Here is a 19,243-nt window from a genome sequence, read left to right on the forward strand (position 1 = left end):
TCCAACCCCACCCCGTCCGTCCCTCCAGTCGTCGAATCCCTTCCGCGTCGGAACCCCGACCTCCGGCGCACCCGACCCGTTGAGGAGTCTCATGTACCGCCTTCCCAAGACCACGTCCGTCCTCGCCGCTCTGGCCGCCGGAACCCTAGCCGTGTCCGGCTGCAGCGAGCAGAGTCCTCTCCAGAGCGGCGGGGACGGCGGCCAGAGCGGCGAAGAGATCGAGACGATCGGCCTCATGGTCCAAGACCTGAGCAACCCGTTCTTCACCGCGATGCAGACCGGCGTCGAGAACGCCGCCGAGGACATGGGCGCCGAAGTCGTCACCGAGGACGGCCGCCAGGACCTGGGCGCGCAGAACGAGCAGATCGACGCCTTCATCCAGCAGCAGATCGACATCCTGCTGATCAACGCCGTGGACTCCGAGGGCATCGGCCCGGCCGTGCAGCGTGCGGTCGACGCGGGGATCACCGTCGTCGCCGTCGACGTCACCGCCAAGAACGCCGACGCCTTCATCACCTCCGACAACGTCCAGGCCGGTCGGCTGGCCTGCGAGCACCTGTTCGAGGCCATCGGCGGCGAGGGCAGCATCCTCATGCTCGACGGCACCCCGATCTCCTCGATCCAGGACCGGGTCACCGGCTGCGAGGAGGTCATGGAGGACTACCCCGACATCGAGGTGGCGGGCCACCAGCACGGTGACAACAACCGCGAGGAGGCGCTGACGGTCGCCACCGACATGCTCACCGCGAACTCCGAGGTCGACGGGATCTTCGCCGTCAACGACCCCACGGCGCTCGGCGCCAACCTGGCCGCCAAGCAGACCGGCGTCGACGACCTGGTGATCGTCGGTGTGGACGGCTCCCCCGCCGCCGAGAAGGAGATGGCCAAGCCCGACTCCATGTTCCAGGCCACCGCAGCGCAGGATCCCAAGCAGCTCGGTGTCTCCGGCCTGGAGATCGCCACGAAGCTGTTCAACGGCGAGCAGGTGGAGAACACCGAGCAGCTCGTGGAGACCGAGCTGATCACGCGCGACAACCTCGACGAGTACGAGGGCTGGGAGTGAGCACGCCGCCGCTGCTGCGCATGACCGGTGTGAGCAAAGCGTTCCCCGGTGTGCAGGCGCTCACCGACGTCGGGTTCGAACTGCGCGCGGGCGAGGTGCACGCGCTGATGGGCGAGAACGGCGCCGGCAAGTCCACATTGATCAAAATGCTGGCCGGCGTGCACACGCCCGACGCCGGAAGCATCGAGATCGACGGGCGGGGGGTGGCGGTCAGCACGCCGCAGAGCGCCGTCGACCACGGCATCGCCGTCATCCACCAGGAGCTCAACCTCGCACCCAACCTCACGGTGGCGCAGAACCTCGCGCTGGGCCGTGAGCCCCGCACCCGTCTGGGGACGCTGGACCGCAAGCGGATCCGTCGGGAGGCCGCGGCCAAGCTCGACCGCGTCGGGGGAGGCATCGATCCCGACGCGACGCTGGGCACGCTCAGCGTGGGCATGCAGCAGCTCGTCGAGATCGCGCGGGCCGTGGCCCAGAACGCCCGGGTGCTGGTCCTCGACGAGCCCACCGCGGCGCTCTCCGAGACCGAGGCCCAGCGCCTTTTCTCCCTGGTGGAGGAGATGCGCGAGCGGGGCATGGGCCTGCTCTACATCAGTCACCGCATGGAGGAGGTGTACCGCCTCGCAAACCGGATCACGGTCTTCCGCGACGGGCAGTGGGTAGGCACCTCGCCGCGCTCGGAGCTGGATCCCGAGGACATCGTCGCGCGCATGGTCGGGCGAACGCTGACCGACCTGTACGTCCACGAGCGGCACGAGCCGGGCGAGGCGGTGCTGGAGGCCGAGGCCATCGGCGACGGAGCCGGTATCGGCCCCTTCGACTTGACGTTGCGCGCAGGCGAGGTCGTCGGATTGGGCGGTCTCATCGGGGCCGGCCGCACCGAAGCGGCCCAGTTGATCTTCGGCGCCGCGCGCATCAGGACCGGGCGGCTGCGCATCGGCGGGCGGGTCGTCGACCACCGCAGCCCGCTCGACGCCATCCGCAACGGTGTCGGCTATGTGCCCGAGAGCCGCAAGGAGCAGGCGCTTTTCCTAGACATGTCCATCCGTGACAACGTCGTCACGACAGGCGTGGGACTGGACCGGGTCAGCGACTTCGGGGTACTGCGGAGCGGCCGTATCTCCCAGCGGGTGTCCGCGCAGGTCGACGCGCTGCGGGTGCGCTGTTCGTCGGTGCTGCAGCGGGTGGCGGAGCTGTCGGGCGGCAACCAGCAGAAGGTCGTGCTGGGCCGGTGGCTGGCCATCGCCCCGCGCGTGCTGCTGCTGGACGAACCCACCCGCGGCGTCGATATCGGCGCGAAGCAGGAGATCTACCGGATCATCGACCGGCTGTCCCGCGACGGCGTGGCCGTCCTGATCGTCTCCTCCGACCTGCCGGAACTGCTGGGCGTCAGCGACCGGGTGCTGGTTATGCGCAACGGGTCGATCGCCGCCGAACTTTCCCGCGAGGAGGCGACCGAGGAAGCCGTCATGCTGCACGCCACCGGTGTCGCAGCCGGGAGCGCGTAGGGCGGCCGATGCCGTCGGCCGCCGGCGATCGGCTGCGCGCCGGCGGCAACGGCTGATCCGCCGTATCCCCTTGCCAGCCACCGACCCTCCTCGAGAACCAAGGACCACTATGACTGAGACCAGCCGTGCCGATGAGTCGGCACCGGTCGCCGACGCGGGTGCGATAGCCCCGCCGCGGGCGGGGCGGCCGCGTTTCGCCAAGCTGTGGGACCGCTACGGCATCCTCGGCGTTCTGGTGCTGATGACCGCGCTGATGGCGGTGCTCGCACCCAACTTCCTCTCGTTCGACAACGTCTTCAACGTCGCGCGGGCGGCCTCGATCAACGCGATCCTGGCCGCCGGGATGACGCTGGTGATCCTGACGCGCGGCATCGATCTGTCAGTGGGCTCCAACCTGGCGGTGTGCGGCATCGTGTCGGTGCTGCTGTGGACATCGGGGATGCCCGCGGCCGTGTGCGTTCTCGGCGGCATCGCCGTAGGGGCGCTGTTCGGCCTGCTCAGCGGTGCGCTCATCGCCTACCTCGCACTGCCGGCGTTCATCGTCACCCTCGGCGGACTGACCTATCTGCGCGGCACGGCCTACCTGCTCACCGACGGCCAGCCGCTCATCGCCGACGACCTGGGATTCCGCCTGATGGGCAGCGGGTTCTTCGCCGGCGTCCCCGTACCCGTGCTGCTGATGCTGGCGGTGTTCGCCGTGCTGTGGTTCGTGCTGAGCCGCACCCGGTTCGGCACCCAGGTCTATGCGATCGGCGGCAACCCCGAAGCGGCGCGGCTTGCGGGCATCAAGGTCAAATGGACACTGGTGCGGGTCTATGTCATCGCCGGGGCGTGCGCCGGTCTGGCCGGTGTCATCTTCTCCGCCCGCGTGATGTCGGGCCAGCCGACGGCGGGCGAGACCTACGAACTGGACGCCATCGCCGCCGTCGTCCTGGGCGGAACCAGCCTCATGGGCGGCATCGGCAGCGTCCAACGCACGCTGATCGGCGCCATGATCATGGGCGTGCTCAGCAACGGCCTGCTGCTGATGAACGTTCCCTACTTCTACCAGCTGATCATCAAGGGTGCGGTCATCGTCCTGGCGGTGGCCATCGACAGCTTGAAGAACTGGAAGCGGGTTTGAGGGGCGGCTTCCCGTAGGCGTCACCTATCGGCAGCTCGTGGCGGGGTCCGCCGCCGGCGGCGGACCCCGCCACGAGCTGTCGCCATCCCCGACGTCCGCCCCGAACGACGAACCGCTCGCCGACGCGCACAACGCGCTGCTGCCGCCGGACGCCTTCCACCTGCCGGTGGGCCGCCCGCTACCCACAAGATCCACCGCGGCGCCGCGCACCCGTCCCGGCTGGTGCTGCCGTTCACGGAACGCGCGGCGATGGAGAACCGGCTATAGGAAGTGGAGCGCGGAGGTCGTTGACCTCAACCGCGGTTCAGATTCTACGCTGCGAATATGTCGATCGAGAACACACGCGCAACGGATGTGCATTATCGTCCCGCCGCTCAGTCGGACCTCCTATCGATCGCCGATCTTTTTCTCACGACAAGTGAGGCGCCATGGTCGAGGGAATTCGCCCGAGCCAGTCACGAACACGTCCTCGACACGGGCACTCTGCTGGTCGCCGAGCGGCGGGGAGAGATCGTCTCCGTCGCCGGGTCGATCGTACGCGGCCGCCTTTGGTACTTGAGTACTTTCTGGACGCATCCGGAGCACCAGCGGTCCGGAATCGGTATGCCGCTGCTGCGGCAAGCTTGGAACTCCGGGGTGTCCGCGGGCGCCGAGGTCTTCTTCACCTGGTCGTCGTCCGACCCGGCGGCGATGGCGAGCTACATGAAGCTGGGCATGCGCCCCGGTTACCAGATACTGCACTTCACGGGCGAACCGGCGGGGCCCTCTTCGGACACCGGAATGCATCGCGGATACGAATCAACCGACCTGGACCTCTCCCACGCCGCGAAGATAGACCACGATATCCGCGGCTGCACCCGCGAATCCGACCACGCGTATTTTCTCGGCAAGCCGGACACGCGGGGCAGGCAGGTGCGGTTCGACGGCGAGCCGGCAGGCTACTACTACGTCACCGCCGAGGGGAATGTCGGCCCATTGGCGTGGACCGGTCCCAGGCACGCCGATGCGGTTCTGGCGCTGGCTTTCCGCGACGCGACGTCCGGCGGTGCGGGTGTCAGCTTCGCCGTCCCCGGCAGCAACCGGAAAGCATTGGACTTCGCCTTCGACTCCGGCTTGCGATTCACGCGGTTCAACCATTTTCTGACCACGTCCGAATTCGGCGCGCTGGATCGCTACCTGCCGTCCGGGCCGGTTCTTTTCTGACCACGATGCGAAAGGCCCGCACCGAGCTTTCGGGGGCCCTGGAAGCGTCCGGCGCCGCGAACACGGCGGCTCAGGTACCGCTCCGGGGCTTCCCCGACTTGCGCAGGCGCTCGGGCAGACTGCGGGTTTCGGGCCAGCGGGCCCAGGCGAGCAGGGCGAAGACGACGCCGAGGGCCACCGTCTGGATCGCGAAGGACGCATAGCCGGGAGTGAGCAGGTTGCCGGCGGTGGCGCCGATCATGACGCCCAGCAGGCCCAGGGCGGCCAGGCCGGACAGGGGTGCGATCAGCAGGCCGACGGCGCCGGCGACCTCGCATACGCCCGTGACGTAGCGCAGCCACTGGCCGAGGCCGATGTCCTCGAACAGCCGGACCGCGCTCGGCGAGCCCAGCAGCTTGGTGGCGCCCTGGAAGAGGAAGAACGCGGCCAGCAGGATCTGCACGACCCACAGGACGACGGTCAGCGGAAGGCTGCGCCGGCGCGGCGGGCGGTCGGGGGTTTCGCTCGGGCTCACGGGAACCGTCCTCTCGCTCCTCGGCCGGTGATGGCCCGCCGCGCCCGTCTGCGCGATCGAGGAGGGCGCCGTCGGACCACTGCGACCGGCCCGGTATCGCGCCCGCGATCGGTGTGCAACCGGGCGAGTACGGAGGTTGTCGCGGAGTCAGCGTATCGGGGAAGGGGCAGTCGTAGGACTCCTGACACCCGGGCGGCGAGCGGGCGTGGTGCGACGGCCGCAACTACGGGTGCGGACACCGACACTGCAATGCGGACTATCCGTAAATGGAAGGTATTCGTAACGAAAAGGTTGAGCCTGGTGTCGGCGATGCACTAGGGTCCCCGCGGGTCCGGTCGTCTGTACGTGCCGCCACAAGGGTGGCAGCGGCCGACTCCCGCCGACCTCCGTCAGCGCCGCCCCCAGGTCCGACGGAGACCCGAGGCCCCAACTCCGCGTGTCCCCTGTTCGCCGCACGCGGCCTTCCCGGGCGCCATCAGCAGCAGGCGGCGCTGCCCGCTCCCGCAACCTGCAGCTACCGCCGGCAGGCCCGGATCGAAGGACCTCTTCCGGTCGGCGGCCCCTGGGAGAAAGGTGTGCCACCATCCTGGACGAACGCCTTGAACGCGGCTCTCTCGGCCGGCGCCTCGCGGCCGTCGGCTTCGTCGCCGCAAGCGCTCTGGTCCTCTCCTCCGGCGCGGCGGTCGCCGAGCCGACCATCGACGAGGTGCGGGACAAGGTCGAGAAGCTCGAAGAGGACTACGCGGAGCTCGCCGACAAGTACAACCAGGCGAAGCAGGACCACGAGGCCGCGAAGAAGAAGCTTGACAACCTGAAGCAGGACAAGCAGGAGACTCAAGACAAGATCGACGGCATGCAGGCGGACATCCGCGAGCTGGCCAACGCGGCTTACACCGACGCCGATTACGGCTCGCCCGCCTACCTGCTCGGCTCCAGCGGCCCCGAGGACGCCTTGGAGCAGGCCGCCGACCTCGGTTACCTCTCGGAGAACCAGCGCCAGACCGTCCTCGACTACAACGAGGAGAAGGAGAAGCTCGCCGACCTCACGGCCGAGGCAGCCGACACCGAAGACACGGCCAAGGACAAGCTCGACGAGGCCGAGGAGGCCAAGGACAAGGCCGAGGAGAAACTCGCCGAGCAGGAGGACATCCTCTCCGACCTCACGGCCGAGCAGCAGGACGCCGTCACCCCCGGCGGCGGAAACGCGAACGCCACCAACACCAGCAACGCCTCGGGCAGCGCCGGTGTGGCCGTGGACTTCGTCTACGCCCAGGTCGGCGATTCCTACAGCATGGGCGCCAACGGCCCGGACACCTGGGACTGCTCCAGCCTGGTCCAGGCCGCCTGGGCCGAGGCCGGCGTCAGCCTGCCGCGTACCACCTACGACCAGGTCAACGCCGGAACCCCCGTCTCGTGGGACGCCATGCAGCCCGGCGACCTGATCTTCTTCTACGACGGCCCCAGCCACGTCGGCATGTACGTCGGCAACGGCAACATGGTGCACGGGTCCAAGCCGAGCGCGCCGGTGCAGCAGGTCTCGCTGGACGGCTACTACCGCAACAACTTCCACTCGGCGATCCGCCCCTGATACCGGGCCGCGCCGCAGCGGAACACGGATCGGCGCCCGGTCGACCGCGGTCGGCCGGGCGCCGATCCGTTTCATGCGGGCTCCGCCCCCGTTGCAGGTGAATCCGCTTTTCCGCCGCTTCCGCGGACATGGCCGAACCGCCAGGAGAAACGCGGTCCGGTGAAAGTACCGATACCCCATCGGCCATTCCGATATTGAACGGGATTCGACTTTTCCCTACATTTCGCACACGGGATGAACCATCCGCTCCCGTCCCGAATGGGTCGGCGTGTCCGCGCAGCACGTCGGCGTCTCGCACCTCACCGGGTGGAGCCCGGCGCGCTACGGAGACCTCGACGTCACCGACGGCGGGACCGTGGGCGACGACGGACTCTCCTACGACATCTTCTCCCAGGCGGCGCAGGCCGTGCGCAGCGGCGGCCCGGGCGAGGGCGGAGTCACGGGCGGCATCGACATCGAGAAGGTGCTGGCCATCGGCGCCTCGCAGTCGGCGGGACGCATGACCGCCTACTACGACGAGGTGCTGCCCCTCATCGAGCCGGTGTTCGACGGCTACAGCTACATGGTCGGCCCCGCTCCCCAGGGCGACCGCCCCGAGCCGGTGTTCCAGGTGCTCTCCGAGACCGACGCCGCCTGGATGCCCGCGACCACGCAGGACACCGACGGTTTCCGGCTCTGGGAGGTCGCCGGAACCGCGCACTCCGGCTGGGCCGGACGCGAGGCACGCGAGCAAAGACTCGCGGAGCTGTACCCCACCCGCGGCGGCTACGTAGCGGACGTCACACGCACGGAGATCCGCAACGTCCGCGACGGCTACATCACCCGCGCCGACTCCGCCCGCAATCGCTACGCGACGGTCCGCTCCGGGGTCGGCGGGTAGAGCAGAGCCGCTCCCGGGCACTCGTCGGGCGCCGCCCCGGCATGCGTCGGCGACCCGCCCTCCGGGCCGCGCCGGACATGCCCGACATGCTCTTCCTCGGCGGGCTGCCTTGGCTGGCGGGCAACGCGCTGGGCGTGCTGGCGCTGAGCGGTTGGCGATGGGTGTTCTGGCTGGCGCTCGCTGTCAACCTCAGCCAGGGCATGGGCATCGTGTTCGCGATCCCGCCGGAGGTGTTCCAGGCCGTCCTGGAGGTGCACGGCCCGCTGGGCCTGCTGCCCATCCTCGTGACCGACGGCGGCGCGCTGCTGCTGGCCGGCGCGATGGTCGTGTCGCTGGCGGTCTACCGATCCCCGTGGGCCCTGCGGCGAAGCGGCGGCGCGTGACACCCGGCCGTCCGCTGCGCCGCAGGGTACGGTGGCCGGAATCGGCGGTGGTGTTTGCTCCCGGCCTGCGGGGGGAATTCCTATTATTCCGTTTGGCCCATTTCGAGGAGCCTTCCATGCCCCGTCCCTGGGAGGCCGATGCGAGCGCCGAAATGCGGCGCCGTGTCGGCAGGGCACCCCTTTCCCTCGGCGTCGACACCGCCGGGCCGGACTGCCCGGACATCTGGGAACTCGACAACGGCGACTTCGCCGTGATCGGCCGCGAGGCCACCGACGCCTATCGCGACCGCCTTCCGCCGGGAGTCAGCATGAGCGACGACGAGCGGCTCGTGGTGATCCCCCGCAGCATCCTCACGGCAGCGAAGCCGGACATCCCCGACACCTGACGGGCCCACCCGGAACCCTGAACCGTTGCGCTCTAAGCGGCCGGTTCCTCCTCCTCGACAGCGTGGTCGAGCCGCCAGAGCCGTTCCGCCTCCATCCGGGAGATCCGCCATCCCCGTTCGGTGCGCACCGCTTCGAAGCGGTACCGCTCGCCGACCGTGAACTCCGGATCCTCGCCCTCACGGCAGAAGACGGCGATCTGCTGTGCGGTCACCGCCGCGCTGTCGCCGTCCGTCCGGATCTGCGGGTTCGTGGTCAGGTGGTGCGTCAGCGCGAAACCGCCGTGGCTGCGGTCGGCGAGGTCCGCCACGTCCTCGGCGCCGGTGACCGTGCCCGATCCGACGACCACCGTGGCGTCGTCGGTGAAAACGCTGCGCACCTCGTCGAAGCGCCGCTCGTCGAGCCATCTGCCGTGGCGGGCCAGCAGGTCGGCGAGTTCGGCCCGGTCGGTCAGCTCGCTCACCTGCCGCTGCAGCTCCTGTGTGTCGTCGACGGACATCCCGGTCGTCATGGCGTCGCTCCCTGTTTAGGCGTGCCGTGTTCGGACAATGTTGGTATGACCAACGGATTCTAACCCTAGCCGGTCGTTGGTCGGACCAACAACCCATAGGGTCGTACGCATGCGCATGGATCCCGCGGAGAACCCGCCCGCCCGGCTGCGGCGCCTGCCCAGCCGCCTGCTCAACCAGAACGCGGCACACGCGCACCGCGCGGTGGCGCGGGCGCTCGGCGAGTTCCGCACGCACCACTTCGCGCTTTTGGCGGCTGTCGAAGAGCGCGGCCCCTCCAGCCAGGCCGCGCTCGGGCGCGCCTGCGGGATGGACCGCAGCGACGTGGTGGCCGCCGTCAACCACCTCGCCGAGAAAGGACTTGTGCGGCGCGAGCCCGCCCCGCACGATCGCCGCAGCAACGTCATCACCCTCACCGCCGAGGGCTGCAGGACACTGCACGAACTGGACGAGCGGGTACGCCGCACCCAGGACGAGATCTTCGCGGCGCTGTCCCCCGATGAGCGCGAGCAGTTGACCGATCTGCTCGCCCGAGTGCTGGACCACCACTCGGGCGCTTAATTAAGCCGTGTTTTAGAAGTGCTGGATCGGTCCGGCTCCCATGGGCGTCCGGGCCCTGCGACTCGGGTCTGCTGTGCGGCCTTGTTGGTCTGCCGGGCGACGGGTGGTCTTGCGGAAAAGCGGCGCCGAGGGCGGCGGATGGCCGGGCTCCGCGGTCATCGGGTCGGGTGCCCGCCGGTGGCGGCAACCGACGAGGCGGCGAGGAGTCCGGGGAGCCGGGAGGCGCTCGCGGGCCCGTTATGTCGCAGGGCAGCGCGGCGATCGTGCCCGTATGACGAAATCCAGCCGCGTCCTTTGGGAATCCGGCCACGATCGCCGCGGCCGACTCCGGCACATCGGACATAGCGGGCGCGGGGACTGGGGCCGCCGCCGTGTTCCGACCGGGCCCGCCCAGGCCGGAGGCCGCGCAGCGGGGCGCGGTCGCGGGCTTTCGCGCGCCCCTGGGGTGCGCCGGATCGGGGGCCGGGGGGGCGACGACACGTCGCTCGTGGCGCCCGGGCGCGGCCGCCGGGCGCTCCACCCCCCGGTGAGGTGGACTTTTGGGGGCCTATGCCCGTTTTGCGGGCGGCCTCGGCGGACGCGGCGGCCACGAGACGCACGAAAAGTTGATGTCGGGGCTGTTTTCGCGCCATTCGGCGCGCCTCGTGGGCCGTCGCCGCCGCGGCGCGGGTGTGGGCCCGCCGGGAAACCGGGCATTCATGGCAAAAACACCCCGTGTTGTTTCGTATCGCGGAATCACGGTGCCAGGACGGCACCTCGGGGCGACGCCGAGGCGGGTGCCGCCGCACGTACGTGCATCTCATGACCCCGACCCGGCCGCCGACCGCCCCGCGTCGCGCCCGCGCCTGCGCCGACGACCGGGCGGCGCCCCCTGGGGCTCGACCATCGCGGCCCCGGCCCCGCCGCCGTCGTCGCCGTGCTCGCCGGCAGCCGCCACCGGCGAGCACCCGACCCGATGGGCACAGGCCCAGCCATCCGCCGCCGTCGCCGCCGCTTTTCAGCCAAGTCCACCCGCCACCCGGCAGACCAACAAGGCCGCACAGCACACCGGCGTTCTTAAACACGGCTTAGGTGCGGGACACACCCTCTTCCGCACCTCCCCGGCGCTACGCGGGGATTTCGGTCCTGTTTTATTCACCCCGGAAGGTTTTTGATCGCCGCGACCGGCGAGACGAGGCTACGCAGAACCGGTAATCCAGTTCACAGAATCGGCTGAGCACGGGCAGCCCGGAGCATTCATGGGGCATTGTCCCTTGTCACACCTTCCGCCGGGTAGCACGATTCTCCTAAGGACAAGCAAGGTGCACGTCCCGCCCCTGGGAAAAGTGCGTACCGGAACCTCCTTACGCGCGGTCGCCGGCGCTATCCGACTCGACTATTGCGGTCATTCCGGCGTAATCGACGTATCCGGCTTTTCCCGCATCACCGAGCCACCCGGACCCAGCGCACCAAATCACGTTTCTCCCCCAAAGGGTGCGAATGCGGGCGCCGATGACGGGCCTCGGCGGGTGCGATCGGAGTTGCGGCACCATACGGCCGAGTAGCTTCGCCGAAGCGGGCACCCAAGTTCCCGTGTTGTGCTTGGATTAATACGAACTTGCGGTGCTCAGCAGCGGAGTCGGCGGCACACCCGGACAACGGGTTCCTCCGGTCGAGCGGCGGGCGCCTCAGGGTCGATGCGTGCGATTCGGCGCATGGGCGGGCGGGCCGGGAATGGTCACGACTCGTGTCCACTGGCTCACGCGGGGGCGGGGCCATTGGGCACCGGCATACCGTCCAGCGCCGCACGTGGACCGGCACCGGCCAGGGGGGACGGTGTCGGGGGTTGCACCGGCGCGGGGGCGTTGAGGGGGACAACGGCGCCGGTGCGAGAGGCCGCGCGGGGTGGGAGCGCGGCCCCAGGTGGGCGCGCGCCCGGGGCTGGGCGCGCGCCCACCCCCTTTCGCACGGCGGCGCGTTCTCCCGGTCCGCGGTTCCGGCACGGTCAACCAGGAAGCGGCCGCCGACCGACCGGCGCGCTCGCGCGGGCTTGCATCCACCACTCGACGAACAGCACGTTGGGCACCCAGCACAGCCAGGCCGCCGCTCCGTAAGCCACGGCGAAGAGAGCGTCGAAGTCGCCGCCGTAGACCGGTTCGAGCAGGAACAGCTGCGCGGCCACCAGCAGGCCGAGCCAGGCCCGCAGCGTGAACCCGGCGAAGGTGGCGGCGAAGTTGCGGCGCATCCAGCGCTCGTGGGCGCGGAAGTCGCGGCGGCGCGCGGCCGCAACGCCGTACCCGGCGCTGACCAGCCAGAAGACACTGAGCATCGCGAACCCCCAGGCCGCCACCGGCCCGCCGGTGCTGAGTACCGCGACGCCGAACCCGGCGATCCCGGACGGCAGCACGCCGGCCAGCAGGTAGGCCCGTCCGACCACCTGGTGGACGCGCGGTGCCCGCCGCCGGATGGCGGCGAAGAACTGCAGCGGACCGAGGAGCAGGGCGATGCCGCCGGTGAAGATGTGCACCAGCAGCAGCGGGAAGTGGAACGGCACGTCGGGCCGGATGCCCACCTGGGAGGCGTTCGGGTCGAACCCGAGGTAGGGCAGGACGATGACGGCGAGCGTGCCGACGCTGAGCACCGTGACGCCCCAGAGTGCGACGCGCCGCCGGGTGCGGCGGGCGCCACCGTTCGGATTCGAGGGTTCCGCCTGTGCCGGGCGGTTTGCCGAGACCATATGGATAATGTAGCTATCGATAGTGCAACTATCAATACTGGAGCCGGGTTGGCGACTCCGCCGCGCGCTGCGGTAGAAAAGTCGCGTGCGTATCGGCGAGCTGAGCAGGCAGTCCGGCGTCCCGGTGCCGACGGTGAAGTACTACGTTCGGCAAGGTCTGCTGCCTGCGGGCGAACGCACCCACGCCAACCAGGTGCGCTACTCCGAGGCGCACCTGCGGCGGCTGCGCCTGGTCCGCGCGATGATCGACGTCGGCAAGCTGCCCATCAGCACGGTCCGGGAGATGATGGCCGAAGTCGACTCCCCCGACCGCGACCTGAACGGACTCCTCGGAATCCTGTCGCGCACCTTCGCCGACCGCACCGACACGGCCGCGGGCCCTGTCGATGAGCAGACCCTCGACGACGCGAGCGGCCTGCTGCGGCGGCACGGCTACGCACACGCCCCTGAAAGCGCCTACGTCCGCGACGTCGCCGATGTCATGGCAACGTTCCGCCGGCTGGGGCACGGCGACCAGCTCGAATCGTTCATGGACACCTATGCGGCCGCCGCCATGCGGGTGGCCGAGGTGGACCTGGACTCCATCTCCGGCTTCGCCGACCGGGAGAGCACCGCGGAGGCGATGATCGTCGGGACCGTGCTCGGCGAGGCCCTGTTCTCCGCCATGCGCCGACTCGGGCAGGCCACGGTCTCGCGCACCACGTTTCCACAAGACACCGGCAGCACCGGAGAAGCGCGCCCGGACGCGCCCGACCGGTACCGGTGACCTGCGGCCGGGCGGACGCGCGACGGGTCGCGAGCAGGACCGGTGGCCGATCGGGTGAACCGGATTCACCGAAACGCTGCGGCGGAAGCCGGAGGGCGTTAACCTCAGGAGCCGGTTTCCTCTTCTGCCATATCGCAATGCGTAAGTGGAACCGGGCCCGGGCGAGGTGACGGCACAGCGCCCGGGCTTCTTCGTGTGCGCCGCCGGTGTGCGCGCATCGCCGACCGGCCGGACACCCCGGAGTCGGGCGGTGCGCAGCCGTCGTCGCGGGCATCGGTGCCGACGAGCGATCGGTCCCCGGATCGCGGGGCGCCGGCGGTTCCCGGGGCCTCGGGACGCGGGCGGACAGACATCCCGCCAAATCGGCCCGAGTGCGCATGAAGGTCTTCGCGTGCGGGCAGCGGTTGCACCAGGTACTTGTCCGAAAGCGAGGCAGGTTGAAAATCCGGGCTCGGCCCGCGGGAGGCCTACCGCGGACCGGGCTCTTCGACCAGGCCCTTTCGGGCGCCGGTCGAGCACCGGGTTCCGGCAGAAAGGGTCCAACCAGCGGCCCCGCCGAACCCCGGAACCGATGGTCGAGCCGGACGGGCGCCGACCGGCTCGGCCAGCCGATTCCCCACAGTCGGATCCGCTCCGAGGTCTCGCCCGGAACCCGGAACAGTGACTCCCGGTTCCGCGGCGACGAAACAATGCGGACCGCTGCTCCCCGTCGCGGCCTCCGCTGAAGATCACCCGAATCATCCTCCGGCGCACGGACGCCGGAGCAATTGTCGACGACGACAGAGTTCGAGGGAGAAATGATGGTCACACAGCGAACGGGAAGGAATCCGTTCTCCGGGCTTGTCGCCTTCGTGAACGACATGAACCGGATGTCGGACGACATGCACAGCAGGCGCCATGAGGACACCCGGGCGTGGGCGCACGCCACCGCGGGGACGCTTCCGGTGGACATCGCGGCGAGCGACGACCAGCTGGTCGTGTACGCGGACCTTGCGGGCGTGGACTGGGAGGACGTGGACGTCACGTTCAGCGCGCCCGATCTCGTGATCTCCGGTGTGCGTCGGCTCCGCGACGGCGAATCCCACCCGAGTGGACGCGACGCCGAGGAGCTGTGCTGGGGTCGGTTCCGCCGCGACATCACCCTGCCCGACGGTGTCCGCCAGGCCGACATCGAAGTCACGCTCTCCCGAGGGCTGCTTCGTGTCGCCGTCGACCGCTCCACGGCGGGAGCGGACTCAGAACAGCTGCAGGTGGACGACGGCTCCTCGCCGCGCTGAGTCCGCGGACACGCCACCCCCGCACACGAGCCGCCGGAAGCGCAGTCCCAAGCGACTGTCTCCGGCGGTTCCCATCGTCCGCACCGCGCCCGCGCACCGCACGGCTCGCCGCCGCGGAACACGCACGCGGCCTCGGTCGTTACCTAGACTCAGAGGAGAGACGCGACATGTCGCGTCCCAGGACGTGTCATGGAAGGCGCGCTCCCCGCGAGTCTTCGAGTACGAGGTGAGCACGATGGCCAACATGCAGCGCCTGCTCCGGCAGGTCCTCAGTTACATCCGCAAGAACCCCGGCAAGGCGCAGCGCCGGCTTCACTCCGCCGGCGAGACCGTGAAGCAACGCACGGGCGGCCGGTACAACCGCCACATCGACAAAGCCACCGGCATGGCGTCGCGGTACCTCGACAAGCAGAGCGGCCGCCCGGGGCACGGCAGTCCGCACAACCGAAACGGGGGGTACGGTTCCGGCGGCTCGGCACCGAAATACCGTCCCTGAAGCCATCGCCACCGGCGCGATCGCCGGAAACGGCATCGGCGGAACGGCCGGACCACTCAGCCGCGGCCGCCGCCCCGGTGCACCTCTCGCGGGGGACGGGCCCGAGCGCGAGTCCGCCTTCGACGTGGTCCGGCGGTCAGGCCGCGGCACGCTCCCCGGCGGGACGCCGGCGCAGGCCCGGTGCCCGCAGCGCCGGGGGCACGTAGCCCTGGTCGAGCGCGCCGACGTCGGTGCCGGGCGGGACGATCGCGTCGATCCGGTCGAGGATGTCATCGCTGAGCGAGACCTCGGCCCCGGCGAGCAGGTCTTCGAGGTGCTCCATGGTGCGCGGCCCGACGATCGCGCTGGTCACGCCGGGGTGGGCGGTGGTGAACGCCATCGCGAGGTGGGTCAGCGGCATACCCGCCTCCTCCGCCAGCGAGATCAGCCGCTCCACGGCGTCGATCCGGCGCTCGTCGCTGACGTGGCGGACGAAGGCGGCGCGGCGCAGGTCGCTGCTCCGCCCCCGGCGGACCCGCCCGGTGAGGATCCCCTGCCCGAGCGGGCCCCACACCAGCGTGCCGACCCCGTACTGCTGGGCGACCGGGAGCACGTCCCGCTCGATGCCGCGGTTGAGCAGCGAGTACGGCGGCTGCTCGGTGCGGAACCGCTCCAGGCCGCGCCGCTCGGCCGCCCATTGGGCCTCGACGATGTCGGAGGCGGGCGTCGTGGAGGACCCGATCGCGCGGACCTTTCCGCTGCGGATCAAATCGGAGAGCACGGAGAGCGTCTCCTCGACATCCGTGTCGGGGTCCGGGCGCTGCAACTGGTAGACGTCGATGTAGTCCGTCTCCAGGCGGCGCAGCGAGTCCTCCACCGCTTTGGTGATCCAGCGCCGCGAAGCGCCGCGCTGATTGGGGCCCTCGCCCATCGGCAGACTCACCTTGGTCGCCAGGACCACGTCGTCGCGCCGCCCCTTGAGCGCCCTGCCCACGACCTCTTCGGAATCGCCGTAGACGTCGGCGGTATCGATGAAGTTGATCCCCGCGTCCAGCGCCCGGTGGATGATGCGGGCCGAGTCGTCGGGGTCGGGGTTGCCGACGGACGTGGCGAACATCAGCGCGCCGAGCGCGTAGGGGCTGACCCTGATACCGGTTCGGCCGAGTGTGCGGTACTGCATGCGGTCCACGCCTTTCTTCGCGGGGTGGGGGTTCCTGTGCAGGGCCCCGCCCACCCGGGACGTTCGGATGCGGCTGCCGACGGGGCGCCGCGCGGCACCGGGCACACCGCTCCCGCGGCCGCCCGTCGCACCCGCGGGGCACTCGCCGCTGAGCGGGTGCGGCATCCAGCGTGCTGCGGTGCCGCGCCGGACGGTAGAGACGCGCTTATCCGGGGACAGGTGGTCCCTGGCTGCGTGCGGCGCGCGGGGGCAGCATGGAGGCGTGGACCGATCCGAACTCGCCGACTTCCTGCGCCACTGCCGCACCCGTGTCTCCCCTGCCGCCGTAGGGCTGCCGCGGGGCCCGCGGCGCCGCACACCGGGGCTGCGCCGCGAAGAGGTGGCCCAGCTGGCGGGGATGTCGACCGACCACTACACGCGGCTGGAGCAGGCCAGGGGGTCGCGCCCGTCCCGGCAGATGCTCGCCGCCGCCGCCCGCGCGCTGCGCCTGACCGGCGACGAACGGGACCACCTGTTCCACCTGGCCGGCGAAGAGCCCCCGCGGGACCGGTCGGCCACGCAGCATGTCCGGCCCGGTCTGCTGCTCGTGCTGGACCGGCTGACCGACGCCCCGGCCCAGGTGGTCGACGACCGCGGGGACCTTCTCGCGCAGAACGCGCTGGCCAAGGCGCTCACCGGCGACGCGTCCGCCCGCCCCGAAGCGGAGCGCAACATCATCTGGCGCTACTTCACCGACCCGGCTGCGCGTGAACTGTTCCCTGAAGGGGACCGGGCGCACGGCGCCCGCGCGGCGGTGGCGGATCTGCGCGCCGCGCTCGCCCGCCGCCCGGACGACGCGCGGCTGGCGGCGCTGGTCCGCGGGCTGCGCGCACGAAGCGCGGAGTTCGCGGCGCTGTGGGAGACCCACGACGTCGCCGTGCGCCGTGCGGACACCAAAGGCTTCCTGCACCCGGTCGTCGGCCTGGTGGAGGTGGCTTGCGAGGTGCTGCTGAGCCCGGAGCACGACCAGCGGCTCGTCATCTTCACCGCCCGCCCCGGCAGCGAGTCGCACGAGCGGCTCGAACTGCTGCGGGTGCTTGGGCTTCAGGAACCGTCCTACGGGTGAGGCGGCGCGCAGGCCCGGCGGCGCGTTACGGCTTGCGCAGTACCCCGCCGTACTCGTAGATACGCCGGCGCAGTTTGGAGGAGCCCACGTAGGGCTCCACCAGCGGGTGCGGCGGGGACAGCGGGGGCTGGTCCGGGTCGGGGCGCCAGGCGTCGATGTCGCCGAGCCCCGGCTCCACCGGCTCCAGGCCCTCCACCAGCGCGTCGACCTCGGCCGGGGGCCGGGTCTTCCACGGCAGGCCGGTTCCGCCGATCAGCCGGTCGGCCTCCTCGACGGCCTCGGGCGTGTCTGCACAGGCGTGGGACAGCGCCAAGAAGCTGCCCGACACGGCCGGTTCCAGACAGCCCCGCACCGCGCGGTAGGCCGCCTCGTCGTCGGGGATGCAGTGCGGGATCGAGAACAGCAGCACCGCCACCGGCCGGGAGAAGTCGATCAGTTCGCGCGTCTGCGGGGCGTTGAGCACCGACTCCGGATCGGTGAGGTCGGCGTGCACGAAACCGGTGGAGGTGTCCTCGACCATCAGCGCGCGGCCGTGCACCATCACGACCGGGTCGATGTCCACGTAGACCACCCGCGACCCGGGCCGGAACTCCCGGACCACCTGGTGCACGTTGTTCTCCGTCGGAAGCCCGCTGCCCAGGTCCAGGAACTGGTCGATGCCCTCCTCGCGCGCGAGGTAGCGCACCGCCCGGTAGAGGAATCGCCGGTTCTGCCGAGCGACGTCGACCCCTTCGGGGAAGCGTTCCAGCAGCCCGCCGATGGCCTGGCGATCGGCCTCGTAGTTGTCCTTGCTGCCCAGGTGCAGGCCGTAGCTGCGGGCCGGGGAAGGCTGGTCGGTGGGAACGTCGAACGAGGACGAGGCCGCGTCGGGCTCGGCCTGGGCCCGCAGCATGAAGTCGTTGGATTCCGGCATGTGCAAATCCCCCCGGGGCTGCCGCAACACGGCGAATCGGACGTCCGGGGAGTCTAACCGGCCGAGGTCGGCCCGCGGTCATGGTGCTCCGTGCTGCATTCCGGGTTCTACGGGCATCAGGTGGGTACCGGCAGCGCCGCGTACGGCGCCCGGAATGTAGCTCGGATGTTCGAGGTCGGCCCAGGTGAAGCGGGCGATGCGGATACCGGGACATGCGAGTTGGAGGGCGTTCTGCCTGCGCCGGTCGTGCAGCAGCGCCCCGGGTAGCTCATGGGGTCCGCGGCCGTCGGCCTCGACCAGGAGCCGGAGGTCCTCCCACCACAGGTCGCCGACGGCGATGAGGCGCCCCCTTACGTCGTAGAACGGATACTGGAGAGCGTCGGGCGGCAGGCCGCCGTCGGCGCACAGCAACCGGATCCGGGTCTCCAGCGGAGACTGCGCCCGGCCGTCCGCCAGCCCCCACCACGGCCGCGTGCGGGTGGCACCGGGGCGGCGGCTGTTGGCGGCGGCCAGCCCCGGCAGCGCATCGGCCGCGACGAGCTGCCGGTTGAGCGCGGAGTCGAGCAGGCACAGCGCCGTGGCGCGGTCCACCTGGAGCACGGTGTCGCGCAGCGTCCGACCGGGGGAGGTGGCCCGCACACCTCCCCTGCCGGTGATCTCGGCCCGGTCGGTGGCCCACGTGTGCACAGTGATCCCGGAGACACCGCTCCGCCTGTCCGCCCCGGGGACGGTCATATGCACCACCCCGTCCCAGGGCGGCAGCCCCTGCATGCCCCACAGCCGTGCGGCGGTTTCAGCGCTGACGAATGCGGCCGGCCCCAGCGCGAGTTGCGCGGCTGCCGTCGCCGAAAGCAACCGCCCCCGGCCCGTGCCGCGCTCGATGCCGGGAACGCGGTAGACCCCGTGATAAGCCCTTACCCATGTTCCCCGGTACAGCAAGCGCCGCAGTTGAAGCCGGTCGATCCCGCATCGGAGCGCCTGGGCTCTGCTGATCACCCCGTACTGTCCCGCTGCGACACCGTGCGCCACCTGAAGAGAATCCATACCTTCGAGCATCGCCGCGGCGACGCGGCCGCCTCCAGCCGGATTCCACGG

Annotated in this window: 19 protein-coding genes; 13 read left to right on the forward strand and 6 right to left on the reverse strand. The window is 70.5% G+C overall.

All coding sequences use genetic code 11. The features are described from left to right. The first annotated feature begins 91 nt into the window (after window positions 1–91). From EKD16_RS23140 to EKD16_RS23160, 4 genes are all read left to right on the forward strand, one after another. Window positions 92–1,063, forward strand: coding sequence for an ABC transporter substrate-binding protein (locus EKD16_RS23140; protein ID WP_131101363.1), 972 nt, complete (start codon window positions 92–94; stop codon window positions 1,061–1,063). Further along, complete coding sequence (locus EKD16_RS23145) at window positions 1,060–2,571, forward strand: sugar ABC transporter ATP-binding protein (RefSeq protein WP_207391384.1); 1,512 nt, start codon at window positions 1,060–1,062, stop codon at window positions 2,569–2,571. The genes EKD16_RS23140 and EKD16_RS23145 overlap by 4 nt, the downstream gene beginning before the upstream one ends. A gap of 109 nt (window positions 2,572–2,680) precedes the next feature. Further along, complete coding sequence (locus EKD16_RS23150; protein WP_131101365.1) at window positions 2,681–3,694, forward strand: ABC transporter permease; 1,014 nt, start codon at window positions 2,681–2,683, stop codon at window positions 3,692–3,694. Window positions 3,695–4,018: 324 nt separating this feature from the next. Next, the gene (locus EKD16_RS23160; protein WP_131101367.1) at window positions 4,019–4,897 is read left to right on the forward strand and encodes a GNAT family N-acetyltransferase; all 879 of its coding nucleotides are present in this window, start codon (window positions 4,019–4,021) and stop codon (window positions 4,895–4,897) included. Window positions 4,898–4,967: 70 nt separating this feature from the next. Here the strand turns inward: EKD16_RS23160 and EKD16_RS23165 are convergent, their stop codons facing one another. Beyond that, window positions 4,968–5,411, reverse strand: coding sequence for a DoxX family protein (locus EKD16_RS23165; protein WP_131101369.1), 444 nt, complete (start codon window positions 5,409–5,411; stop codon window positions 4,968–4,970). Between the two features lie 706 nt (window positions 5,412–6,117). Between EKD16_RS23165 and EKD16_RS23170 the strand changes: the two genes are divergently transcribed. The 4 genes from EKD16_RS23170 to EKD16_RS23185 all read left to right on the forward strand — a co-directional run bounded on the left by EKD16_RS23170 (window position 6,118) and on the right by EKD16_RS23185 (window position 8,648). After that, on the forward strand, window positions 6,118–6,999 hold the full coding sequence (locus EKD16_RS23170) for a C40 family peptidase (protein WP_341351857.1): 882 nt from the start codon (window positions 6,118–6,120) through the stop codon (window positions 6,997–6,999). A 241-nt stretch (window positions 7,000–7,240) separates the two neighbouring features. Continuing rightward, window positions 7,241–7,879 (forward strand): alpha/beta hydrolase domain-containing protein, encoded by a 639-nt coding sequence (locus EKD16_RS23175; protein WP_341351900.1) that lies wholly within the window; start codon window positions 7,241–7,243, stop codon window positions 7,877–7,879. A gap of 77 nt (window positions 7,880–7,956) precedes the next feature. Then, window positions 7,957–8,262 carry a hypothetical protein gene (locus tag EKD16_RS23180; protein WP_131101373.1) on the forward strand — a complete coding sequence of 102 codons (306 nt, stop codon included), beginning with the start codon at window positions 7,957–7,959 and terminating at the stop codon, window positions 8,260–8,262. Between the two features lie 116 nt (window positions 8,263–8,378). Continuing rightward, complete coding sequence (locus EKD16_RS23185) at window positions 8,379–8,648, forward strand: hypothetical protein (RefSeq protein ID WP_131101375.1); 270 nt, start codon at window positions 8,379–8,381, stop codon at window positions 8,646–8,648. Between the two features lie 32 nt (window positions 8,649–8,680). Here the strand turns inward: EKD16_RS23185 and EKD16_RS23190 are convergent, their stop codons facing one another. Continuing rightward, window positions 8,681–9,157: a nuclear transport factor 2 family protein gene (locus EKD16_RS23190; protein ID WP_242677136.1), complete on the reverse strand. Its 477-nt coding sequence runs from the start codon at window positions 9,155–9,157 to the stop codon at window positions 8,681–8,683. A 109-nt stretch (window positions 9,158–9,266) separates the two neighbouring features. Between EKD16_RS23190 and EKD16_RS23195 the strand changes: the two genes are divergently transcribed. After that, the gene (locus EKD16_RS23195) at window positions 9,267–9,716 is read left to right on the forward strand and encodes a MarR family winged helix-turn-helix transcriptional regulator (protein WP_131101377.1); all 450 of its coding nucleotides are present in this window, start codon (window positions 9,267–9,269) and stop codon (window positions 9,714–9,716) included. Between the two features lie 1,984 nt (window positions 9,717–11,700). On the opposite strand, the gene EKD16_RS23200 is transcribed toward EKD16_RS23195, so the two are convergent. Next, window positions 11,701–12,432 carry a DUF2306 domain-containing protein gene (locus EKD16_RS23200; protein ID WP_131101379.1) on the reverse strand — a complete coding sequence of 244 codons (732 nt, stop codon included), beginning with the start codon at window positions 12,430–12,432 and terminating at the stop codon, window positions 11,701–11,703. Window positions 12,433–12,517: 85 nt separating this feature from the next. On the opposite strand from EKD16_RS23200, the gene EKD16_RS23205 reads away from it, so the two are divergent. The 3 genes from EKD16_RS23205 (at window position 12,518) to EKD16_RS23215 (ending at window position 14,971) form a co-directional block, all read left to right on the forward strand. Further along, on the forward strand, window positions 12,518–13,198 hold the full coding sequence (locus EKD16_RS23205; protein WP_131101381.1) for a MerR family transcriptional regulator: 681 nt from the start codon (window positions 12,518–12,520) through the stop codon (window positions 13,196–13,198). An 800-nt stretch (window positions 13,199–13,998) separates the two neighbouring features. Continuing rightward, a complete protein-coding gene (locus EKD16_RS23210; protein ID WP_165498646.1) occupies window positions 13,999–14,475 on the forward strand; it encodes an Hsp20/alpha crystallin family protein in 477 nt (158 codons plus the stop codon). 235 nt (window positions 14,476–14,710) lie between these two features. Further along, on the forward strand, window positions 14,711–14,971 hold the full coding sequence (locus tag EKD16_RS23215; RefSeq protein WP_131101385.1) for an antitoxin: 261 nt from the start codon (window positions 14,711–14,713) through the stop codon (window positions 14,969–14,971). A 136-nt stretch (window positions 14,972–15,107) separates the two neighbouring features. On the opposite strand, the gene EKD16_RS23220 is transcribed toward EKD16_RS23215, so the two are convergent. Next, window positions 15,108–16,130, reverse strand: coding sequence for an aldo/keto reductase (locus tag EKD16_RS23220; RefSeq protein ID WP_131101386.1), 1,023 nt, complete (start codon window positions 16,128–16,130; stop codon window positions 15,108–15,110). Between the two features lie 262 nt (window positions 16,131–16,392). Between EKD16_RS23220 and EKD16_RS23225 the strand changes: the two genes are divergently transcribed. Further along, window positions 16,393–17,235 carry a helix-turn-helix transcriptional regulator gene (locus EKD16_RS23225; RefSeq protein ID WP_131101388.1) on the forward strand — a complete coding sequence of 281 codons (843 nt, stop codon included), beginning with the start codon at window positions 16,393–16,395 and terminating at the stop codon, window positions 17,233–17,235. A gap of 25 nt (window positions 17,236–17,260) precedes the next feature. Here EKD16_RS23225 and EKD16_RS23230 read toward each other — a convergent pair whose 3' ends face one another. Beyond that, window positions 17,261–18,148, reverse strand: coding sequence for an SAM-dependent methyltransferase (locus tag EKD16_RS23230; RefSeq protein ID WP_242677137.1), 888 nt, complete (start codon window positions 18,146–18,148; stop codon window positions 17,261–17,263). A 78-nt stretch (window positions 18,149–18,226) separates the two neighbouring features. Then, window positions 18,227–19,192: a type IV toxin-antitoxin system AbiEi family antitoxin domain-containing protein gene (locus EKD16_RS23235; protein WP_242677138.1), complete on the reverse strand. Its 966-nt coding sequence runs from the start codon at window positions 19,190–19,192 to the stop codon at window positions 18,227–18,229. Window positions 19,193–19,243 lie beyond the last annotated feature (51 nt).

The organism is Streptomonospora litoralis, assembly GCF_004323735.1.
In the GTDB taxonomy this organism is placed as follows: domain Bacteria; phylum Actinomycetota; class Actinomycetes; order Streptosporangiales; family Streptosporangiaceae; genus Streptomonospora; species Streptomonospora litoralis.

Excerpts from the sequence above, each read along its gene's own strand:
- EKD16_RS23220 (WP_131101386.1), bottom strand. The coding sequence starts at position 16,130 with ATGCAGTACCGCACACTCGGCCGAACCGGTATCAGGGTCAGCCCCTAC.
- EKD16_RS23210 (WP_165498646.1), top strand. The coding sequence starts at position 13,999 with ATGGTCACACAGCGAACGGGAAGGAATCCGTTCTCCGGGCTTGTCGCC.
- EKD16_RS23235 (WP_242677138.1), bottom strand. The coding sequence starts at position 19,192 with ATGGATTCTCTTCAGGTGGCGCACGGTGTCGCAGCGGGACAGTACGGG.
- EKD16_RS23215 (WP_131101385.1), top strand. The coding sequence starts at position 14,711 with ATGGCCAACATGCAGCGCCTGCTCCGGCAGGTCCTCAGTTACATCCGC.
- EKD16_RS23230 (WP_242677137.1), bottom strand. The coding sequence starts at position 18,148 with ATGCCGGAATCCAACGACTTCATGCTGCGGGCCCAGGCCGAGCCCGAC.
- EKD16_RS23140 (WP_131101363.1), top strand. The coding sequence starts at position 92 with ATGTACCGCCTTCCCAAGACCACGTCCGTCCTCGCCGCTCTGGCCGCC.
- EKD16_RS23150 (WP_131101365.1), top strand. The coding sequence starts at position 2,681 with ATGACTGAGACCAGCCGTGCCGATGAGTCGGCACCGGTCGCCGACGCG.
- EKD16_RS23185 (WP_131101375.1), top strand. The coding sequence starts at position 8,379 with ATGCCCCGTCCCTGGGAGGCCGATGCGAGCGCCGAAATGCGGCGCCGT.
- EKD16_RS23195 (WP_131101377.1), top strand. The coding sequence starts at position 9,267 with ATGCGCATGGATCCCGCGGAGAACCCGCCCGCCCGGCTGCGGCGCCTG.
- EKD16_RS23200 (WP_131101379.1), bottom strand. The coding sequence starts at position 12,432 with ATGGTCTCGGCAAACCGCCCGGCACAGGCGGAACCCTCGAATCCGAAC.
- EKD16_RS23190 (WP_242677136.1), bottom strand. The coding sequence starts at position 9,157 with ATGACGACCGGGATGTCCGTCGACGACACACAGGAGCTGCAGCGGCAG.
- EKD16_RS23180 (WP_131101373.1), top strand. The coding sequence starts at position 7,957 with ATGCCCGACATGCTCTTCCTCGGCGGGCTGCCTTGGCTGGCGGGCAAC.
- EKD16_RS23160 (WP_131101367.1), top strand. The coding sequence starts at position 4,019 with ATGTCGATCGAGAACACACGCGCAACGGATGTGCATTATCGTCCCGCC.